Below are 20,259 nucleotides of genomic sequence, written 5' to 3' on the forward strand. Positions count from 1 at the left end.
ATCTTGGCACACCACACGCCTGCACTTACACTTAAGTGCACGCCGTCATGCCCCCCTCTGGGATGGCCTAATATACCAAGGCCCAGGCCCCCCGTAGATTAGCCTGAGCCCTCCTCAGTGAGTATCGTCTTAATTATGACGCCTTATTTTTGTCTTCTTTGACTTCCTCAAACTCAGCGTCTACAACATCCTCTTCCGCCGCCTTGCCTTCTTCCTTTTGAGGCTGGGGCTCTTCGGCTTGTTGCGTATAAAGGCGTTCGGCCATCTTAGCAGAAGCATCGGTCAAATCCTTGATTCGAGCCTCAATAACCTCTTTGTTATCCTCCTTCATGGCGGTCTTGAGTTCTCCAATCGTTTTCTCAATCTCGCTTTTCTCGTTGGCCTCAAGCTTATCGCCTAATTCCTCCATGGATTTTTCCGTAGCATGAATTAAGTTATCGCCTTGGTTACGGAGATCAACTAATTCCCGGAATTTGCGATCTTCTTCCACATGAGCCTCGGCATCCGAGACCATGCGCTCGATTTCACCTTCTGCCAACCCGCTGGAGGCCTTAATAACAATGGATTGCTCCTTACCCGTAGCCTTGTCTTTGGCAGAAACATTCAGGATGCCATTGGCATCGATATCGAAGGTAACCTCAATTTGGGGCATACCGCGATGAGCAGGCGGAATGCCTACTAGGTCAAAACGACCGAGGGATTTATTACCCACTGCTTGCTCCCGCTCACCCTGGAGCACATGCACGGTTACAGCCGTTTGATTATCCTCCGCGGTAGAAAACACTTGCGTTTTCCGGGTAGGAATGGTGGTATTCTTCTCAATTAGCTTGGTCATGACACCTCCCAAAGTCTCGATACCCAGAGACAGGGGCGTCACATCCAGCAACAACACTTCCTTGACCTCACCCCCCAGGACTCCCGCCTGAATAGCTGCACCCACGGCAACCGCTTCATCGGGATTGACATCTTTACGAGGCTCCTTGCCAAAGAATTCTTTAGCTGCCTCCTGCACCTTGGGCATCCGGGTTTGGCCACCCACCAAGATGACTTCGTCAATATCCGAGGCGCTGAGCTTGGCATCCTGAAGCGCAGTTTTGCAAGGTCCGATAGTGCGGTTAATCAGATCCTCCACCAACGATTCCAGCTTAGCCCGGGTGATTCGGACATTGAGATGCTTGGGACCGCTGGCATCCGCCGTGACGTAGGGTAAATTAACTTCCGTTTGTTGACTAGAAGAGAGTTCGATTTTAGCCTTTTCTGCTGCATCCTTAAGGCGCTGCATCGCTAACGGATCGCCCCGCAAGTCGATACTTTGCTCTTTCTTAAATTCCTCTGCAATATAGTCAATAATCCGTTTGTCGAAGTCCTCACCGCCAAGGAAGGTATCCCCATTGGTGGACAGCACCTCAAACTGATGCTCTCCTTCCACCTCTGCGATCTCAATAATAGAAACATCAAAAGTGCCGCCGCCTAAGTCATAGACTGCGATTTTTTGATCGCCCCGCTTTTTATCCAGGCCATAGGCCAAAGCCGCCGCCGTGGGTTCATTAATAATGCGTTTGACTTCAAGACCGGCAATCCGGCCCGCATCCTTAGTGGCTTGACGCTGGGAATCATTAAAATAAGCAGGAACCGTGATAACGGCTGCTTCTACTTCTTCGCCCAAATAGTCTTCCGCCGTTTTCTTCATTTTGCGGAGCACGTTGGCCGAGACTTCCGGTGGGGCCATTTTTTTACCCGTGGCTTCCACCCAAGCGTCTCCATTGTCGGCCTTAACAATTTTATAGGGCACCATTTTAATGTCCCGCTGCACCACTTCCTCATCAAAGCGACGGCCAATCAGGCGCTTAATCGCATAAAGCGTATTTTGAGGATTAGTGATTGCCTGCCGCTTAGCAGACTGGCCCACCAATGTTTCACCCTCTTTGGTAAAGGCCACCACCGAGGGGGTGGTCCGGTCGCCTTCCGCATTCTCAATCACCCGGGGCTTATTCCCTTCCATAAGGGCCACGCAGGAATTGGTGGTCCCTAGATCAATACCGATAATCTTTCCCATGATTACGTTACTCCAAAAACTTGGTATTCATTTTCCACCGGCGGCTGCTCCCACCGGCACCTTATGCTGTACACTACGTCTAACTATTGGGGCATACCCGCTAATTTCAAGCTTGAGTATCCACCCCTGCTGTGGTTTGTTCACCCGGTTTGGAAACTACGACCATGGCCGGACGTAACAGGCGGCCATTTAAAGCATAGCCTTTACGAACAACGGTAAGCACAGTGTCAGGGGCAGCCTCACTGCTCTCCTGGGTAGATATAGCCTGGTGAAAGTCAGGGTTAAAGGCTTCTCCTTGGGGATCAATCGTCTCAATGCCAAATCGGGCTGCAACTTCATTGAACATCTTAAGAATTAATTCAGTCCCTTCCCGCAAAGCAGTCACATTGGCATCTTCAGCCTGGGCTGCCGCTAATCCCATCTCTAGACTATCCTTAACCGGTAATAAATCCTGGGCAAATTTCTCCAAGGCATACTTGCGGCCCTTTTCCAATTCCCGTTCATGGCGCCGACGCTGATTCTCCAGCTCAGCTCGCGCGCGCAGCAACTCATTCCAATGTTCATCCGCCTTGCTGCGGGCATCCTCCAAAAGTTGCTGGACAGCCTCCAGCTCAGCAGTCTCGGGGGCTGCCTCCTGGATTTGCTCGCCGCCCTCGGCTCGCGTCTGGGATTCTACCGGATCTTCCGGCCGTTCAGACGCGACATTAGTCTCCGGAATAGTTCTCTCTTCGTTGGCCATACCGATATTCTCCAAAATTGCTAGAGGCTTCTACCTAAAACCACAACAGTTGGGGATTGTTTACTTTGAATTCAAGGCCGCACCCAACAACCGGGCTGTGGCATCTACTAGAGAAATTACCTGCTCATAATTCATCCGAGTGGGACCAATCACGCCAAGCACGCCCAATGCCCCTTCGGAAGAGCCATAACGGGCGGTAACTACACTGCAATTGTCAAAGACTTGGTAGCCTGATTCTTCACCAATAAAAATTTGTATCCCCCCGGCATTCAGGCACTGATCAAGTAAGTGCAAAATATCCTGTTTCTCATTGAAGGCATCAAACAATAGGCGCAAGCATTCTTTATCCGATAAATCTAAATAGTCCAATAAATTGGTCTGCCCTGCTACTACGCAATCTTCCGTTTCTTCTCCAGGAATAAATGCCTGTTTAGCAATTTCCAACGCCGTTTGCATGATTCGGTCCATATCTTCACGTACTTCACCCATCTCAGCCAGGAGACGGCTACGAACAGCATGAAGATCCTTGCCTTTAAACATGGCGTTAAGATAGTTGGCCGCCTGCTGCAATTCCGCAGGGGAATAGGAGCGACCGGGATGAATAATGCGGTTTTGCACTTCTTGCTCATTCAACACTAGAATTGCCAACACGCGATTTTCTGATAGAGGCAAGAATTCCACCTGACGCAGGGCTCGGCACTCTCGCCGCGGCAACATGACTACCCCCGCAAAGCGGCTGATTTCAGACAGTAAATGGGAAGCCGTAGTCAGCAAGGCTCGAGGCTCCGCTTCAACATCAAACTGGATCTCTAGCTCGCGAATGGCGGTTACCCCTAATTGCTTAGGCCTCAGCAAAGCATCAATAAAGAAGCGATAACCTTGAACCGTCGGCACTCTACCCGCTGAAGTGTGGGGAGAAAAGACCAGTCCCAATTCTTCCAGATCGGCCATGACATTACGAATAGTCGCGGGACTAAGGTCCAACTGACTCTCTCGAGACAAAGTCCGGGAACCCACGGGTTCCCCATCACGAATATAGCACTCCACCATGGCCTTGAGCAGGTGTTGAGAACGCTCGTTTAATACCAGTGAGTTGTTGAATTGCGCCATGAACTAGATAACACCTTGGAGTTAAATAATGAATGTTGCATGATTCCTGAGCGAGTCCGCGAATCGATGTGCCTTGCGCAGGAGCCCCGTGAAAGTTAGCCCCCGGCAGCTAACTCACCCAGCAGGGTTAGCTGCTGCTTCGAGGCATGAGAACTTCAGTCAAATTAGAAGCTCCATGATGCCAGCGCTCATGCTTATAGCAAGTTAATCTGGCGACGAATCAAGCTGGCGCCACAAACAAGCGCCGCCACTTGCCTTATCAATAGCCGTAAGACGAGCGTCATGAGCCATCCGTTCCTCTCTGCTTGCCCGCGCTATCGTAAGTGACGCTCGCTCGGCAGAAACAGGCCGATAATTCCCCCCTCCTACACGAAATGGAAGGCCATTGTCACCATACTCGTGCAGACTTAAACTGACCTGGCCACCCGTCATGGCTAAATATACTCCGGCCAGGATTTCCGCATCGAGGAGAGCACCATGCAGATCCCGACGAGAGTTGTCGATCCCATAGCGCTTGCAAAGAGCATCTAAGTTATTTTTTTGGCCGGGATGACGCTGCCGCGCTAGCTGCAATGTGTCCAACACTTGGCAATCAGTGCTTATTTTCCCCCATTTAGAACCGAGCAAACACAACTCATGATCCAAAAAACCAACATCGAAAGGGGCATTATGAATCACCAACTCTGCCCCTTCAATAAACGCTAAAAATTCTTCGGCAATCTCTATAAAACGGGGTTTATCGGACAGAAATTCATTGCTCAGGCCATGGATTTTCAACGCTCCTTTATCTACCTCCCGTTCCGGGTTTAGATAACAATGAAAAGTTCGTCCCGTGCGGCGTCGGCAGCTCAGTTCAACACCGCCAATCTCAATGATTCGGTGCCCCTCTTTAGGTTCCAATCCAGTGGTCTCGGTATCGAGTATAATCTGACGCATCACTTTTCCTCCCCGTTCGTTATTGCGCTCCGAGCCAAAGCATCAGCACGCTCGTTTCCTGGGTGTCCCTCATGTCCCCGGACCCAAAACCACTCTATCCGATGTTGGGCCGCGACCTGATCCAAACGCTGCCACAAATCTATATTCTTGACGGGTTGCCGGTTAGCTGTTTTCCAACCCCGCCGCTTCCAATTCGACAACCAGCAGGTGATCCCCTGGCGCAGATACTGGGAGTCCGTGGTCAGATGAACCCGGCATGGCCGCTTGAGCGTCTCTAGAGCCCGGATAGCAGCCATCAACTCCATTCGGTTATTAGTCGTCTTCGATTCGGCACCCGATAGAGTTTTTTCACGCCCTTGATAGCACAACAAGGCGCCCCAACCCCCAGGACCGGGATTCCCGCGGCATGCCCCGTCGGTAAAAATCTCCACGATCTCAGTCACGACAACGCTCCCGAGTCGTCGGTTCTGCCAGGGCAGGCATATTTAAACTTTCCTCCTCACGCCAAAGAGGGTCTATCGGATTTAAGCGCATCACCTGCTTTTTAGCCACCACCAAATAACTTCCTGCAAAAAAAGGGTACCAGCGCCGTCCCACCTCCTCCAGGAAGCGTAAGCGCCGCATTAATCGTGGCTGCCGCAAAGGGGGACGAAATAAAAAATACCGTAATTCTACTGTTTTGAAACCCAATAAGGCCAACCAGTCCTGAATGCGTGTGAGGCTATAGAAACGGCCACACCAGGGCATACTTCCCCGCCGACATAAAATAAACCGCCAAAGCCCCCAAAAACTCCAGGGATTGAAACCTAAAATAGCCAGCGTGCCATAGGGCACCAACACCCGCTGGGCCTCCCGCAGCACCTGATGGGGAGCCGCTTCATACTCCAAGACATGGGGCAAAATTATTCCATCCACGGTTGCATTAGCAAAGGGCAAAGCATCTATACGGGACAACAAACTAGGCGACTGAGCCTCCGGCCAAACCTCCGCTTCCAATACTATTCGGTGCCAAATGCAGCTAGAGGAGAGCAAATCCGTTCCTCTACGTACCGCCCCTAGCTGAACCAAATGGTAACCGAATAAATCAGGTAGAATTTTTTCCAGCTCCGCCTGTTCAGCTTTCAGCAGGCGCCTTCCGAGAGACTCATCTAACCAAGCGCAAAAAGCTTGACGAGATGAATAGTCTCTCTTATGCAAGGTATTCATTGCTTAGGGTAGATAGAAATTAAAAACAAGCCGTACTTACATAATCCTTCTGGAAATGAACAATCGATGGGAATAGCCATAATCATGAATTATTTGCCTATCTATAAGGTTTAAACCGCCGAAGCAGATTTAAGCTTTTATAACGTTAGGTGATAGGAAAATCGTAGAAGGAATCCGGGAAGGCATCTTCATCCAACCTCGGTTTTGATCATTAGGGTAATCAGTCAAGCTGCGCTGCTAACCAGGGTTGATAGTGGCGATAGCGAAAATTAAGCCATGCTCCCCACCAAGACCGGCAAGTAAGGCAGCTTTAAACATAAAATGAACTATCCCTTTTTTTCTGTCAAGTAACCGCTCTTTTTTAAATACCGTGCGATGGCGAAAATCGTGGTCAGGAGGACAAATATAACACATAAGCCGTTGATCCAGAAGATATCTTTCTCGGTTAAAGGCAATGGGAGCGATTCATAGCCCATGACCAACAGAGCTAACACCATCCAGCTATAAGTACTGGCATAATCCTTGGCTACAGCCCGGCGCCAGTTAAACTGCATGCTCCGCAGCGTTTTTCTGAGTCCCCTCAATTGGGGCAGCCAGCGGTTTACCCGACGACAGTAATCCTGGTAATCAGCGCCAAATTTCCCTTCTAGATAGAACTCTTCAGCCATCACAATGGCTGCATAGGCGGTGAGGAAAAAACCAAGCCCCAAAATGTAGACCCACGGGTTATTGTGGATAAGAAAAAGTCCAAATAGTATCAGCAAATTGCCCAGATAAAGGGGATTTCGGCAGTGGGCGAAGATTCCCTCCCGCACTAAGGTATCGGCATGGACCCGTTTATTCAGTCCTCCCCGCTTAATATAAGCGAGACCAATCACGGCAATGCGTACGCCCTCTCCCATGGCAGAGATGAAAAATCCAAGAATATCCATCCCCAGGCCATCATCCGTATTATCCAGCGGCGGCAAGGGGCGAAAACCAAACAGCAAGGCCACTAATACCAAAGGGAAAACAACATTACGATATTTAAAGAGAAAATTGCCATAATGGATAACAAAGGATTGGCAGGATGCCTTCATGGTAGGTTTGGCCTCATTTAACCGCGAGAATGCCGCTGAAATTATACCAGCGGAAAAACTCCTCAACATGGCTAAATCCAACGCTTGCCAGCAGCTCGTAGTTCTCCTCGGGACGGTAAGGAATGAGCACATTCTCCAAAGCTTCCCGTTTCCGAGCAATCTCCACATCGGAATAGCCCTGGCGCTTTTTCATATTGTAGTAGTAGCGAATAAACAGGCGATTAAACAGGCTGTCGTTCAAGGTCACTTTCTCAAAGATGATAAGACAGCCTTGCTCATTCATCCCTTCGATAAGACCTTGGAGCATCCGAGTACGGTGCAGCGGACGGATAAACTGCAGAGTCAGTATCATGATGACCACAGAAGCATCTTCGATAATCCGCTCGCGATGCAAATCAGCAGCCATAAATTCGCAGCGGCGAGTACTCTTCCGCGCCAGGAACTTTTGCCGCCCTTTCTCCAGCATTTCCAGGGAATTATCCACGCCGATGAAGTGGACCCTGGGATCGAGGGCTGCATCGAGTCTTAAAAGCGTGGTTCCGGTCGCGCATCCTAAATCAAAAAGATTAGTCCCTGGTACGGCAAAATCAGCAGTAATTTCCTCGGTCATCCGCTGCATTTCATCGTAGAAAGGAACAGAACGATGCACCATATCATCGAACACGGAGGCAGTGGCCCCGTCAAAACGAAAATCTTCAATAGCCGAGTTGCTTTCCGCAAATAGCTGATCGTGAAATACTCTGGAACCTTCCCCCGCGCTATCCGGTACCAGATCGGTATCATCCACTCCTTTCATCGGTAGTCCTCTCGCAAGCGAACGCCTGAACAAACGGGACATTATTTTTAGACTTATTCAGATCAAGGAAAAAAAACACGGATACCCGCTGTTAGGGAGACGAACTCTGGCGATAACGTTTCGGATTGGCCGTTGATCTTGACCTGGGTGTTAAAAAAGGCAGCCCGCTTGACCTCAAGGTTAAAAGCTACATTATAGCCGATAAAGTAATCAACTCCAGCACCGAAGATGGCCACAATAGAATTATCCTGACCACCAGAAAGTCCGGTGACGGAAAGCGGTTGATCCGGATCGCCTATCTCGGCGAAACCAAGACCGGGACCTGCTAATAGATAGGGACTAAGTTTGTCATTAAGCAAAGGATAGCGAAAACGCCCTAGGGCTGAGATAGTCCATATGGGATATCCTGTAATTTTGCCAAGGACGGGCGATCGCAACTGGGTTCGGCCATAATCGCCAGCAAGCTCCACGCCCCAATGCTTATTGAAATTCATGCCTATTGACCCACTGGGCCAAGGTCCAGATGTGCTATCGAAACTGGCCTCTGGAACAGCATTTCTATCGGTAAGAAAAGCAACGCCACCTCGCAAGCTAAGATAACCTCGCATGGCATCCTTATCCCGAGCCGGTCGCTGCTCTCCAAGCCAAGCATACTTACCCGTCGCTAGCTGATCAAGATAAACACGCATGTTGGCCGTGACACCAACAGCATCCAAGGTAAGTTCCCGCTCCTCTGTGGAAATTGAGATTTCAGGATGAAAGCCGAAATAATATTTTGCTTCGACTCCAAGGGCAATATTATCTGTTATAAAATATTCAGCGCCGCCACCAACCACCCCCAGAGGCACTGTGTCGCTACCGCCCCCCGTAAAGGAGAAATCCTCACGGCCGCTAAATTCTCCGATACCGATACCACCACCCGCCAATAAGTAGGGAACCAGCCGATCCTGGAGTAACGGGTAGCGGAATCTTAACTGGCCTAGCCAAGTCGTTGTAGCGTAGTCCCCTGCCTTTTTGCCAGAGGTTTGCAAAAGGTTGGTTTTAATATAATCGTAGGCAAATTCAATGCCCCAGTAGCGCCCTAGATCCGCGCCTAAGGTGGCACCAATATGGGGTTCTTCCGAGGGGGATTCAAGGCGCACATCAGAGACCGCATCGGGTTTCGTATAATTATAAAAAGAGTTTTCGAACCCCAATCGAGGTTGTAAATAAGGGCGGATACCAGCTAGCTCGTTAGCTTGAACGGTTAGTGGCATCAATACAAGCAGCAAAATCGTTATGGAAAATAGATTATGTTTACTACTCACAAATACTCTCTTTATTTTTCATCTTCTACCATTTGTTCACTATAGGATAGCCTATTTATTATTAATACTTTGGATTTCTTGCTACAGCTCTTTGCCATGTGATCGCGTAAAGCTTGTGTTATTCGTTGGTAAGCCTTTTATCCTTCCCCCTCCCGGTCCAGAAATCTACAATCAAGCGGTGTATTAAAAGTGATTGTAATGAATGTCCGCAGCCGGGGTAGTTGTTTTCCCATGAGGAGCGATTGGGAAGAGCCTTTTATCAGCACCGGAATGATGGGGATTGGAAAATCCTCTAACAGTAGGCCGATTCCTTGCTTATTTAAAGAGTTGAAATTTGCCACTAACTAAATAGGCAGAACAATAAATCGAAAAACCCGAGGGCTAAGATTAGTGCTGAGCATGTAGGGATCAGGATGAATTCACCGGAAGCCCAAAACCAAAATTCAAGAATAAAACCTGAAGCCGTAAACTAGCCAAATTAGTCGTTTTTAGGTAGTCAGGTACTATAAAAAAGCTTAGGTGAGAGCAAAATAATAGCTAAATGAGGTTATTTTTAGAGGACGGAAAACCAATTTTCCCCTCATGGCCTAAAAAAATGAGGCCGTCACGGGCCAGTATCGGATACCGGGTAAGTTTAAGATTAAGAGCATCCGCTCCAAGGGGATGAATATTCGTTCTCACGCGGTAGGGATTCGCTATGAAGATGGTGAACGCAGGCTGAAGACAGGCTGATTATTTTTCATTCTGGCGAGGATAAATTCTCACCGAAGTTAACGTCCTCGACCTCTGTCTCAGACTCATCCGAAACCAAATATATTAATATTCTTAACATTCTATATAAAATTGAAACTGCAGCTCTCTTAAAACGCGCTATACTTTCACTAAAATCTACAGCAAAATCCGCCATGGAGAAAATAGCGAGCACCTCTGATATCATTCTTGATACTGCCTTGGAACTGGCCGAAGAAACTTCTTGGGAGAATGTGCGCCTGTATCACGTTGCCCAACGGGCAGGATTGACTTTAAACCATATTCGCCGCTATTTCAGGGAGAAAGAAGAACTGGTGGACGCATGGCTGGATCGAGCTGACCGGGCCATGCTGGATGAAACAAACTGTCCTCACTTCTTGGCCCTCTCTCCTCGAGAGCGCCTAAATCAGCTATTTATGGCATGGCTGGAAGCTCTCTCTCCACACCGCCCGGTGATGCGCCAAATGGTATTTAACCGGCTCGAACCAGGCCACCTTCATATGCAGGTGGCAAGCCTATTACGCATCAGCCGCACGGTGCAATGGGCTCGGGAGGCCGCTCAACGGGAGCAAACCTTTCTATTTCGGGCGTTTGATGAAACTGCTTTGACCTCCACCTACCTGGCCGCTTTTCTCTGTTGGCTAAATGATTCCACCCAAAATTATCAAAGAACCCGTCGATTACTCGATAGAATACTGTATCTAGGCGAAGTCATAGAGTCTCTTAAACCCTCGTTCCTGCGACCCTACCAACCGGAAGAAAATTTCACGCCGGCTCCGCCCCAAGAGGCCCGTTAAAAATATAAGGAAATCCAATACCCTATCCTTTTTCCAAGCAAAATTGAGCGCATCCGATACCCTTATCTAGTAAATGGACACACTCACCCATGCTTTAAGTGGTGCGCTGCTAGCTCGCGCCACTGCCTCTTCCAAGCAACCAACCGGCCAGCTCAGGGTAGGAGAGCGAGTGCTCCTGGGCGCCTTGGCTGCGACTTTTCCGGATAGCGATTTTATTCTCCGTTGGACTACCGACCTGCTTACTTATCTTAATCTGCATCGAGGAATTACCCATTCCGTAGTCATGCTTCCCATATGGGGAGCGCTGCTAGCTACCCTATTTTGGCGGCTTCGGGGAAAGCAAAAACCTTGGCAAGTATATTTCGGCGTGTCCCTATTAGGAATAAGCATTCATATCGCCGGAGATGTTATCACCGCTTATGGCACCCAAATTTTCGCCCCTCTCTCCAATTACAAAGCAGCTTGGCCCACTACTTTCGTCATTGACCCTTGGTTTACCGGTATTATTGTCATTGGATTATTGGGCTGCTGGTATTGGCGCCATTCCCGTCTACCCGCAGTAATAGGCTTAGCTATATTGGCAGTCTATGTGGGATTTCAGGGGATGCTTCGAGCGCAAGCGCTAGCATTGGGTCATGAGTATGCCCGCCAACAATCACTAGCCAACATCCGAGTTCATGCTCTACCTCAGCCCCTGTCCCCTTTTAATTGGAAAATTGTGGTAGCGGCGCCTCAAAAATATTACGTTAGCCAGGTTAACCTTCTGCGCAAACAGATCCCGGTTCCTGCGCTGCCCAATTCCCCTTTTTGGGTTGGCCTTTATACAGCCTATCCGCCGCTAACTGCTATGAAGTGGACGCAGTACCAACGGTACGGGAATTCCAATGAAGAATCTTTGGCCCGCACCGTTTGGCAGCAGGAGATTTTGCAAGGTTACCGCCAATTTGCGCAGCTCCCAACTCTTTATGCCATCGACCGGAAGGCTGGCCGCCTGTGCGTCTGGTTTGTAGATTTACGCTTTATTCTCCCTAACCTTATTCCACCGTTCCGTTATGGAGGTTGCCGCCAAGCGCAAGACTCTGGTTGGGAGCTACGCCAATTACCCGGAACTCCTGGCGCTTAGCCACTCACAACACAGTCCGAGACTTCCTCCGCTAAACGCAAGCTGCCCGTCAATTGCGCCACCGCTCTCAAGTCATGGCGCTTGAGGTAAGCTACAATTTCCGCGTTGATTTTGGCGCAAAGCAAAGGGTCATAAAACAAGGCGGTACCTACTCCCACCGTAGTAGCGCCCGCAATGAGAAATTCCAGAGCATCTTTGCCAGAAGCGACTCCCCCCTGCCCAATAATTGGGATGCCATGCGCCCGGCATGCCTGATAGACTTGACGCACCTTGAGTAAGGCAATCGGCTTTATGGCGGGCCCCGACAATCCCCCCTGGATATTTCCGAGAAGCGGAGTGCGCTGCTCTATATCAATGGCCATTCCCATCAAGGTATTGATGACGGCAAACCCATCCGTTCCCGCTTCGATACAGCGACGGGCATTTTCTTCTATTGAGGTTTGGTTAGGGGAAAGCTTGGTGATCAGGGGTTTACGGGTCACCTTTCGACAGGCCTCCACCACCCGCGCCGACATATGGGGATCGTTGCCAAAAGCAACGCCCCCTTCTTTTACATTAGGGCAAGAAATATTGATTTCTATGGCATCAATTGGGGAATTGTCGAAGCGGCGGGTGACTGCCGTATACTCTTCAATAGTGGAGCCAGAAACATTGGCGATATAGCGGGTTTCGCTAAAGTCAAGCGCTGGCAAGATATGATCGACTACATAATCTACGCCGGGATTTTGCAGGCCAATGGCATTGAGCATGCCCATGGGCGTTTCATAAATCCGATGGAGGGCATTTCCCAAGCGGGGAGCCGCCGTGGTTCCCTTGAGACATACCGCTCCCACCTCCCGGTTGGAGAAACCCACTACCCGAGTATATTCTTCCCCAAAACCGACGCAACCTGAAAGCAATACTAAGGGGCTTTGCAGCTCCAGCCCACAAAAATCAACCTTTAGCCTTGCCCAATCGGTATCACTTAAGTCAGTATTGAATGTTTCAGCCATTTCTTGCCATACCGCAATGTTCCATGTCGTATTACTTGAACCTGAAATCCCGCCCAACACAGGCAATATCATACGCCTTTGCGCTAATACCGGGGCTATTCTTCATTTAGTACAGCCACTGGGGTTTGAATTGGACGATAGGCGCCTGCGCCGTGCCGGGCTAGATTACCATGAATGGGCGAAAGTTAAGGTGCACCCCAGCCTGGAGCATTTTTTGGATAAAACCCAGCCGAGGCAACTGTGGGCCTGCTCTACCCGAGGGCAACAACCCTACGATAAGGCCAATTTCCACCCGGGTGACGCGCTCTTATTTGGCCCAGAAACCCGTGGTCTCCCCAGGGAATTGCTTGAAACCTTGCTTTCACGGCAAGTGCTGCGAATTCCCATGGAACCCACTAGCCGCAGCCTTAATCTTTCCAATGCGGTTGCGGTCGTGCTCTATGAAGCCTGGCGTCAGCAAGGTTTTGCTAAAAAAAGTAAGCCAGCTACCCAAAAAACTTAATTTCACAGGATAAAACGCCCCTTAGTAGCGATCTACCGCCCCCCTTGTCTCTTCCGCTAGCCAATCCTGGGGCCGCAGAAATTTTTCATAGAGTCGTGCCTCTGGGGTTCCCGGAGCCGGCTGCCAATGATAACGCCACTTTACCAAGGGCGGCAGGGACATCAGAATGGATTCAGTTCGCCCTCCTGACTGAAGTCCAAAAAGAGTACCCCGATCATAGAGGAGATTAAATTCCACATAACGCCCCCGCCGGTAGAGTTGGAAGTCCCGTTCCCGCTCGCCGTAGGTGAGGGTTTTGCGCTGCTGCACAATAGGTAAATAAGCCAACAGATAATGATCTCCCACGCTTTGCATGAAATCAAAGCAACGCGAAAATCCCCATTCATTCAAATCATCGAAGAATAATCCGCCAATTCCCCGGGTTTCATCCCGATGCTTCAGGTAAAAATACTCATCACACCATTTTTTGTAACGGGAATAAACCGTTTCTCCAAAAGGGATACAAGCCTCACGGGCCATGCGGTGCCAATGAATAGCATCTTCCTCGAAAGGATAATAAGGCGTGAGATCAAAACCACCACCAAACCACCAAATAGGCGCGGCATCCTCCTTGGAGGCCATAAAGAAACGGATGTTGGCATGGGAGGTGGGCACATAAGGATTATACGGATGGATAACCAAAGATACCCCCAGGGCCTCAAACCGCCGGCCCGCTAATTCTGGCCGCTGGGCCGTAGCTGAAGCCGGGAGTCCCTCTCCAAAGACATGGGAGAAATTAACCCCTCCTTGTTCAAACAAGGCACCTTCGGATAACACCCGAGAGCGGCCCCCACCGCCCGCCGCCCGCCGCCAAGTATCCTCCATAAAGGGGGCAGCCCCATCCTCCTGTTCTAAGGTGGAACAAATTCTATCTTGGAGATCAAGTAGATAGCTTTTGACTGCCGTTATTTCAGGATCATTGCCAGAATGACTCATCGCCTCTCCATTTTTAGGTTAGTGCGGATATATCAACTAGCCTTATCGAAGTCGCTGTCCGGTTCTTCCATCGCGAATCTCGCTGGGACCAGCTCGCTTCCCCGTGATGCCGGGAAGAATATAGTCAAGGCTCGATCCGAAGGATCGGCGCACCTGTAGAGTCGTCTGTGCCGGAGGACGACCGGCACGATTGGCGCTAGTAGAGACCAGAGCATGGCCCAGCGTTCGGCAAAGACACGCTGCCAGGGGATGCGCGGTGACCCGAACAGCAAGGGTATCATAGCGGCCTCTCAGCCAAGGAGGAACATCTCCTCGGGCCGGTAACAACCAAGTGACCGGCCCTGGCCAGGTCACTTCAAGACGGCTCCGGGTTGAGGCAGTCAAAGGCAATAAATAAGATTGCAGCTGAACAAAATCAGCCGCGATCAGAATGAAACCCTTACTGATAGAACGCCCCTTGAGTTGAAGGATCCGCTCAATGGCCGCCTTTCGCCCTGGATCGCAACCAAGACCAAAGACCCCTTCCGTCGGGTAGGCGATCACACCGCCCCCACGGATAATACGGGCAGCTAATCGCACTCGCCAGTTGGGGCAAGCCATCAGCAACCCTTAGCCACGGACGCGCTTTTTCTCCATGATGTCATGAATAACCGGAGTGAGTACGATCTCCATGGCCAGTCCCATTTTACCTCCAGGCACCACCAAGGTATTAGCCCGCGACATATATGAGTCTTTCAGCATGTTTAAATAATAGGGAAAATCTGCCATATGAGGATCACGGAAACGGATAACCACCTTGCTCTCATCGGGTGTTGGAATATCCCGGGCGATAAAAGGATTGGAGGTATCGACCAAAGGCACCCGCTGAAAATTAATATGGGTATGGGAAAACTGGGGAGTAATATAATGCACGTAATCCGGCATACGCTTGAGAATAATCTGAACCACGGCTTCCGAGGAATAGCCCCGGTTGAGGCAATCCCGGTGAATTTTCTGAATCCATTCCAGATTCACCACCGGCACCACTCCTACCAGCAAATCCACATACCGGGCGACATTAACCTGATCCGTTACCACCCCTCCGTGAAGCCCTTCATAAAAAAGCAAATGACTATTCGAGTCAATAGGCTCCCAAGGCGTAAACGTGCCTGGCGCCTGGCCGTAGGGCTCCCCCTCCTCCTCATTGTGAATATAAAGCCGCTTTTTGCCGGTGCCGCGCTCCGAGTATTCGCGAAATAGAGCTTCTAGCTTCTCTAACTCATTGGCTTCTGGACCGAAATGAGTCAAAATCTTGCTCTGAGCTTCATATTCCGCTGTTTTCTCCTTCATGGTCTGACGGTCATAACGATGGAAACTATCTCCTTCGATGACTACCGGCCGGATACCTTCACGTCGGAACATATCGCTGAAAGCCTGTTTAACCGTAGAAGTACCGGCCCCAGACGAGCCAGTTACTGCAATAATAGGATGTGCTACGGACATTGCGCTCTCCTCAGTGCTAATTTATTAAAAATCGCTTTATCTCGAATCGAAATCAGTGTAAAACTTATGCTTACAGAATTTTGCCTACTACTTCAGATGCTCGCTCCCCTCCATTGGACTTGCCTCCCGAGCAATGGCGCGATAACCAATATCGCCCCGGTAGTAGGCTTCTTTCCAGGTAATCTGTTGAACAAGGCCATAAGCCGTCGCGTGGGCCTCAGTGACAGAATCGCCCAGGCCACAGACACAAAGCACCCGGCCTCCGGCAGTCACAATGCGGCCTTCCTTTTCGGCCGTTCCCCCATGGAACACTTTACGATCTTCACGTTCTGGGGCAGGCAGACCATAAATAGGATCGCCAAAGGAATAGGACCCTGGATAGCCCTTCGCCGCCATCACTACCCCCAAAGCAGCACGGGGATCCCAATCCACGCTAACCTCGTGCAAACGCCCCGCCAAGGCGGCCTGACATAAATCAACTAGATCCGATCGCAGCCGCATCAGAATGGGCTGAGCTTCCGGATCTCCAAAACGGCAATTATACTCCAGGACCTTGGGAGAGCCATCCTCGGCAATCATTAGGCCGGCATACAAAAAACCCCGGTATGGATAACCTTCCTCCGCCATCCCACGCACCGTGGGCACGATGACTTCTTGCATGACACGCTCATGCACCGCCTTTGCCAGTATTGGCGCAGGAGAATAAGCGCCCATCCCTCCCGTATTAAGTCCCCTATCCCCCTCCTCTCGGGCTTTATGATCCTGAGCGCTAGCAAGAGGCAAAATGTGCTCGCCATCGCTCATGACAATAAAACTGGCTTCTTCTCCCGTTAAAAACTCTTCCACTACCACTCGGCATCCAGCTTCGCCAAAGACACCATCCCCTAGCATACGATGAACAGCGGCAATAGCTTCCTCCTCGGTCTGGGCAACCACCACCCCTTTGCCCGCAGCTAACCCATCAGCTTTCACTACGATGGGAGCGCCTTCGGTTCTAATATAGGCGATAGCCGGCTCCACCTGGCTAAACGTCTGGTAACGGGCAGTGGGAATCCCCCAGCGAATTAAAAACTCCTTGGCGAAGGATTTAGACCCTTCAAGGCGCGCGGCTCCATGCCGAGGACCCCAGCAGGGCAACCCTGCTTCCTCAAAGGCGTCTACGATACCCAATACTAAGGGGGCTTCCGGACCTACCACGGTCAACTCGATTTGCTCTGCTGAGGCAAAAGCCACCAAGGCGGGAATATTATCTGATTTGATAGCGACATTTTCCGCTTTAGGCTCCCTTGCGGTGCCAGCATTACCCGGCGCCACATAAATCTGATCAACCTGGGACGACTGGGCTAGTTTCCAAGTCAGGGCATGCTCCCGGCCTCCTCCTCCAATCACCAAAACTTTCATATTTAACTGCGCTGCTTGTAAAAAAATGCCCAAATAATAGCCTAGGAAAGCTTAAAGCCCAAATAGGCGACCCTAGTTCTGCCCTAATTTTTTATATAAACTAACGCTTTTCGAAAGCGCTCCGCATTCGAGGTAGTAAAATGAACTCAAATAGCAGCGAGCCGTTGCAAGAAACTGCGCAATCCTTTATTGTCACGGGACAGTAGCTAGGGGTGCCGTGGAATTACCCGGCTGAGAGAGTCCCTCTGAACCTGATCCGGTTGGTACCGGCGTAGGGAAGCTGAAAAACCTAGGCGCCTACGTCCTCAATGCCGCCGGTCATTAGCCCATGCGGTCCTTAAGGAGTTTATACATGAGCGCCATTCCGGAAGAATTTCTGTCCACCCAAGCCCAGGTGGATGAGCAAGCCATCCAACCCTTTCCCAATTCACGCAAAATCCATGTCGCGGGTAGTCGTCCCGACATTCGTGTCCCCATGCGAGAAATCACGCTTTCCGACACCCATACGAGTCAGGGGCGAGAGAAAAACCCCCCCTTAACTGTCTATGATACCTCGGGTCCTTATACGGACCCGGAAGCCAAAATTGATATCCGCCAAGGCCTGTCGGAACTCCGTCGAAACTGGATTGAAGAACGGGCAGATACCGAAATATTATCTGATCTTTCCTCCCAATACGGCCGTCAGAGAAACGCTGACTCCAAGCTGGATTCCTTACGTTTTGCCCATCTACGCCCACCCCGCCGAGCCAAAGCTGGGCATAATGTGAGCCAGATGCACTACGCTCGACAAGGAATCATCACCCCAGAAATGGAATTTATTGCTATCCGCGAAAACCAGCGCTTGGAGCAATACCGGGAGCAGCTTGCCCAGCACCATCCCGGCCAGTCATTCGGTGCCCATCTACCGTCCCGGCTAACCCCCGAATTCGTACGCTCGGAAGTCGCTCGCGGCCGCGCCATTATCCCAGCCAATATCAACCATACCGAGTTGGAGCCCATGATCATCGGGCGTAACTTCTTGGTCAAGATTAATGCCAATATTGGCAACTCCGCCGTAACCTCTAGCATTGCCGAGGAAGTGGATAAAATGACCTGGGCCATCCGTTGGGGTGCCGACACGGTGATGGATCTTTCCACTGGCAAAAATATCCACGAAACACGGGAATGGATAGTACGCAACTCTCCCGTCCCCATTGGCACCGTGCCCATTTACCAGGCCCTCGAAAAAGTGGGGGGAAAAGCCGAAGAGCTGACCTGGGAGATCTTCCGCGACACCTTAATTGAACAAGCCGAACAGGGCGTGGATTATTTCACCATTCACGCCGGGGTGCGCCTGGCCTATGTGCCTTTAACCGCTAAGCGGCTAACCGGTATCGTCTCCCGGGGCGGCTCTATCATGGCCAAATGGTGTCTTGCCCATCACACGGAAAGTTTCCTCTACACTCATTTTGAGGAAATTTGCGAAATTATGAAAGCTTACGATGTTTCTTTCTCCTTAGGAGATGGCCTGCGGCCTGGCTCTCTTGCCGATGCCAACGATGCAGCTCAATTTGCCGAGCTTGAAACCCTGGGAGAACTTACCGAAATCGCTTGGAAACATGATGTCCAAACCATGATCGAAGGCCCAGGCCATGTCCCCATGCATCTTATTAAGGAAAATATGGACAAACAGTTGGCTTGTTGTGGCGAGGCGCCTTTCTACACCTTGGGACCTTTAACCACCGACATTGCGCCAGGCTACGACCACATCACCTCTGGCATCGGCGCGGCTATGATTGGCTGGTATGGCACTGCCATGCTCTGTTACGTCACCCCCAAGGAGCACCTAGGATTACCCAATAAAAATGATGTCAAGGAAGGCATTATTACTTATAAAATCGCGGCCCACGCAGCTGACCTAGCCAAAGGCCACCCCAGCGCCCAAATCAGAGATAATGCCATGTCCAAAGCAAGATTTGAGTTTCGCTGGGAAGATCAGTTCAACATTGGTTTAGATCCTGATCAGGCACGGGAGTATCACGATGAGACCTTGCCCAAAGACTCAGCCAAAGTAGCCCACTTCTGTTCCATGTGCGGTCCTCAATTTTGCTCCATGAAGATCTCCCAGGACGTGCGCGAATATGCTAAACAGAAGGGTCTAAAGCACCATACCGCTCTGGAACAAGGTATGGCGGAAAAAGCCCAGGAATTTAGGGAAAAGGGTGCGGAGATTTACCACGAGACCTGAGCTCTTTGCCTTTGCTCAAAGGTATAGAAAAACGGGGCCTCTAAAAGGCCCCCTACTTCTTAAGCACTACCAAACAAAAAACCTTCTCTTAACCTCTGCTCCGCTGTGGACAACACCGACGTTACCCGCAAACCAATAAAGGGGATCTGACTAATCAGCAAGGATATTGTCACCCCCTACAATCAAGCGAGAAAGCTGGCAAACCAAGCAAACAGTTTTTCAATAACACCTGTACAATGAAGGCGGTGCGCTCAGCGAGGTGCCAGGCAACATGCTTATGGGAATCAGGAGACGGCCTCAATCGTCACCGCGCACAAGGCGATCGTATATAGCACCGGATTGGACCATCGCCCGCTGCCGGCAAGGTTTCCCTTAGAGTTTATCGAGGCCGATTTTAATTTTGTTTCTACAAAACTTCATCCATCCGACAAATTTGCATTTCTTGGTAGTCTTTGGCGGTGGTTTTTCCACAGCTTCAGTTTTTTTACTACGCCATGCACGCTTTAAATACCTGGAAAATACTTCTTGGCTTACAGACAATAATCTTAAGCACCAGTCTTTTGATGGGATGCCAAGAACTGCCACCGCCTGATGCGCGCATCCCTTCACACGCCTTTGGTCACGATGAGGCATCCAACACTGCGCTCAGCCGCGAAATTGCGCGCGACACGGCGGCACATCCGGATGAGAGTGGAGTGTTCGCGCTCACCGAACCGCGCGGCGCGTTTGCCGCGCGCGCCATGCTTGCCGCAACTGCCGAGCACACGCTGGATGTCAGTAT

The 20,259-nt window shown here is 50.5% G+C and carries 18 protein-coding genes and 1 riboswitch; of the genes, 4 read left to right on the forward strand and 14 right to left on the reverse strand.

From position 1 onward, the window contains the following. Positions 1-133 precede the first annotated feature (133 nt). From dnaK to NOC_RS14945, 9 genes are all read right to left on the reverse strand, one after another. On the reverse strand, positions 134-2,056 hold the full coding sequence (dnaK, locus tag NOC_RS14905) for a molecular chaperone DnaK (RefSeq protein ID WP_002811989.1): 1,923 nt from the start codon (positions 2,054-2,056) through the stop codon (positions 134-136). A gap of 106 nt (positions 2,057-2,162) precedes the next feature. Then, positions 2,163-2,795, reverse strand: coding sequence for a nucleotide exchange factor GrpE (gene grpE / locus NOC_RS14910; RefSeq protein ID WP_011331068.1), 633 nt, complete (start codon positions 2,793-2,795; stop codon positions 2,163-2,165). Positions 2,796-2,855: 60 nt separating this feature from the next. Further along, complete coding sequence (hrcA, locus tag NOC_RS14915; protein WP_002813528.1) at positions 2,856-3,905, reverse strand: heat-inducible transcriptional repressor HrcA; 1,050 nt, start codon at positions 3,903-3,905, stop codon at positions 2,856-2,858. A 204-nt stretch (positions 3,906-4,109) separates the two neighbouring features. Beyond that, entirely contained in the window at positions 4,110-4,841 is a 732-nt protein-coding gene (dnaQ, locus tag NOC_RS14920; RefSeq protein WP_002812331.1) for a DNA polymerase III subunit epsilon, read from the reverse strand. Then, positions 4,841-5,284: a ribonuclease HI gene (gene rnhA, locus NOC_RS14925; RefSeq protein ID WP_002812829.1), complete on the reverse strand. Its 444-nt coding sequence runs from the start codon at positions 5,282-5,284 to the stop codon at positions 4,841-4,843. Before rnhA ends, dnaQ begins: the two co-directional genes overlap by 1 nt. After that, positions 5,277-6,047, reverse strand: coding sequence for a class I SAM-dependent methyltransferase (locus NOC_RS14930; protein ID WP_002812681.1), 771 nt, complete (start codon positions 6,045-6,047; stop codon positions 5,277-5,279). The genes rnhA and NOC_RS14930 overlap by 8 nt, the downstream gene beginning before the upstream one ends. A 326-nt stretch (positions 6,048-6,373) precedes the next feature. Then, positions 6,374-7,126: a methyltransferase family protein gene (locus NOC_RS14935; protein WP_002813976.1), complete on the reverse strand. Its 753-nt coding sequence runs from the start codon at positions 7,124-7,126 to the stop codon at positions 6,374-6,376. A 13-nt stretch (positions 7,127-7,139) separates the two neighbouring features. Then, positions 7,140-7,922 carry a carboxy-S-adenosyl-L-methionine synthase CmoA gene (cmoA, locus tag NOC_RS14940; protein WP_002812309.1) on the reverse strand — a complete coding sequence of 261 codons (783 nt, stop codon included), beginning with the start codon at positions 7,920-7,922 and terminating at the stop codon, positions 7,140-7,142. Positions 7,923-7,984: 62 nt separating this feature from the next. Then, positions 7,985-9,229, reverse strand: a complete 1,245-nt coding sequence (locus NOC_RS14945; protein ID WP_002813131.1) for an outer membrane beta-barrel protein — start codon at positions 9,227-9,229, stop codon at positions 7,985-7,987. Between the two features lie 905 nt (positions 9,230-10,134). Here NOC_RS14945 and NOC_RS14950 point away from each other — a divergent pair. Both NOC_RS14950 and NOC_RS14955 read left to right on the forward strand, forming a co-directional pair. After that, the gene (locus tag NOC_RS14950; protein ID WP_002813534.1) at positions 10,135-10,776 is read left to right on the forward strand and encodes a TetR family transcriptional regulator; all 642 of its coding nucleotides are present in this window, start codon (positions 10,135-10,137) and stop codon (positions 10,774-10,776) included. 73 nt (positions 10,777-10,849) lie between these two features. Next, positions 10,850-11,899, forward strand: a complete 1,050-nt coding sequence (locus NOC_RS14955; RefSeq protein ID WP_002813563.1) for a metal-dependent hydrolase — start codon at positions 10,850-10,852, stop codon at positions 11,897-11,899. Here the strand turns inward: NOC_RS14955 and NOC_RS14960 are convergent. Then, positions 11,896-12,891, reverse strand: coding sequence for a dihydroorotate dehydrogenase (locus NOC_RS14960; RefSeq protein ID WP_002813358.1), 996 nt, complete (start codon positions 12,889-12,891; stop codon positions 11,896-11,898). The genes NOC_RS14955 and NOC_RS14960 overlap by 4 nt on opposite strands. Positions 12,892-12,907: 16 nt before the next feature. Between NOC_RS14960 and trmL the strand changes: the two genes are divergently transcribed. After that, complete coding sequence (gene trmL, locus NOC_RS14965) at positions 12,908-13,393, forward strand: tRNA (uridine(34)/cytosine(34)/5-carboxymethylaminomethyluridine(34)-2'-O)-methyltransferase TrmL (RefSeq protein WP_002812858.1); 486 nt, start codon at positions 12,908-12,910, stop codon at positions 13,391-13,393. A 21-nt stretch (positions 13,394-13,414) separates the two neighbouring features. On the opposite strand, the gene hemF is transcribed toward trmL, so the two are convergent. The 4 genes from hemF to purD form a co-directional block, all read right to left on the reverse strand. Continuing rightward, positions 13,415-14,368 (reverse strand): oxygen-dependent coproporphyrinogen oxidase, encoded by a 954-nt coding sequence (gene hemF / locus NOC_RS14970; RefSeq protein ID WP_002813722.1) that lies wholly within the window; start codon positions 14,366-14,368, stop codon positions 13,415-13,417. A gap of 42 nt (positions 14,369-14,410) precedes the next feature. Then, complete coding sequence (locus NOC_RS14975; protein ID WP_002813552.1) at positions 14,411-14,968, reverse strand: L-threonylcarbamoyladenylate synthase; 558 nt, start codon at positions 14,966-14,968, stop codon at positions 14,411-14,413. 9 nt (positions 14,969-14,977) lie between these two features. Then, the gene (locus tag NOC_RS14980) at positions 14,978-15,850 is read right to left on the reverse strand and encodes a phosphoribulokinase (protein WP_011331070.1); all 873 of its coding nucleotides are present in this window, start codon (positions 15,848-15,850) and stop codon (positions 14,978-14,980) included. Positions 15,851-15,937: 87 nt separating this feature from the next. Then, positions 15,938-17,251 carry a phosphoribosylamine--glycine ligase gene (purD, locus tag NOC_RS14985; protein WP_011331071.1) on the reverse strand — a complete coding sequence of 438 codons (1,314 nt, stop codon included), beginning with the start codon at positions 17,249-17,251 and terminating at the stop codon, positions 15,938-15,940. A 198-nt stretch (positions 17,252-17,449) separates the two neighbouring features. Continuing rightward, a riboswitch (TPP riboswitch) is annotated at positions 17,450-17,546 on the forward strand. A 57-nt stretch (positions 17,547-17,603) separates the two neighbouring features. On the opposite strand from purD, the gene thiC reads away from it, so the two are divergent. Beyond that, complete coding sequence (gene thiC, locus NOC_RS14990; RefSeq protein ID WP_002812306.1) at positions 17,604-19,478, forward strand: phosphomethylpyrimidine synthase ThiC; 1,875 nt, start codon at positions 17,604-17,606, stop codon at positions 19,476-19,478. Positions 19,479-20,259 lie beyond the last annotated feature (781 nt).

Origin of the sequence: Nitrosococcus oceani ATCC 19707 (assembly GCF_000012805.1) — a bacterium.
GTDB lineage: Bacteria > Pseudomonadota > Gammaproteobacteria > Nitrosococcales > Nitrosococcaceae > Nitrosococcus > Nitrosococcus oceani.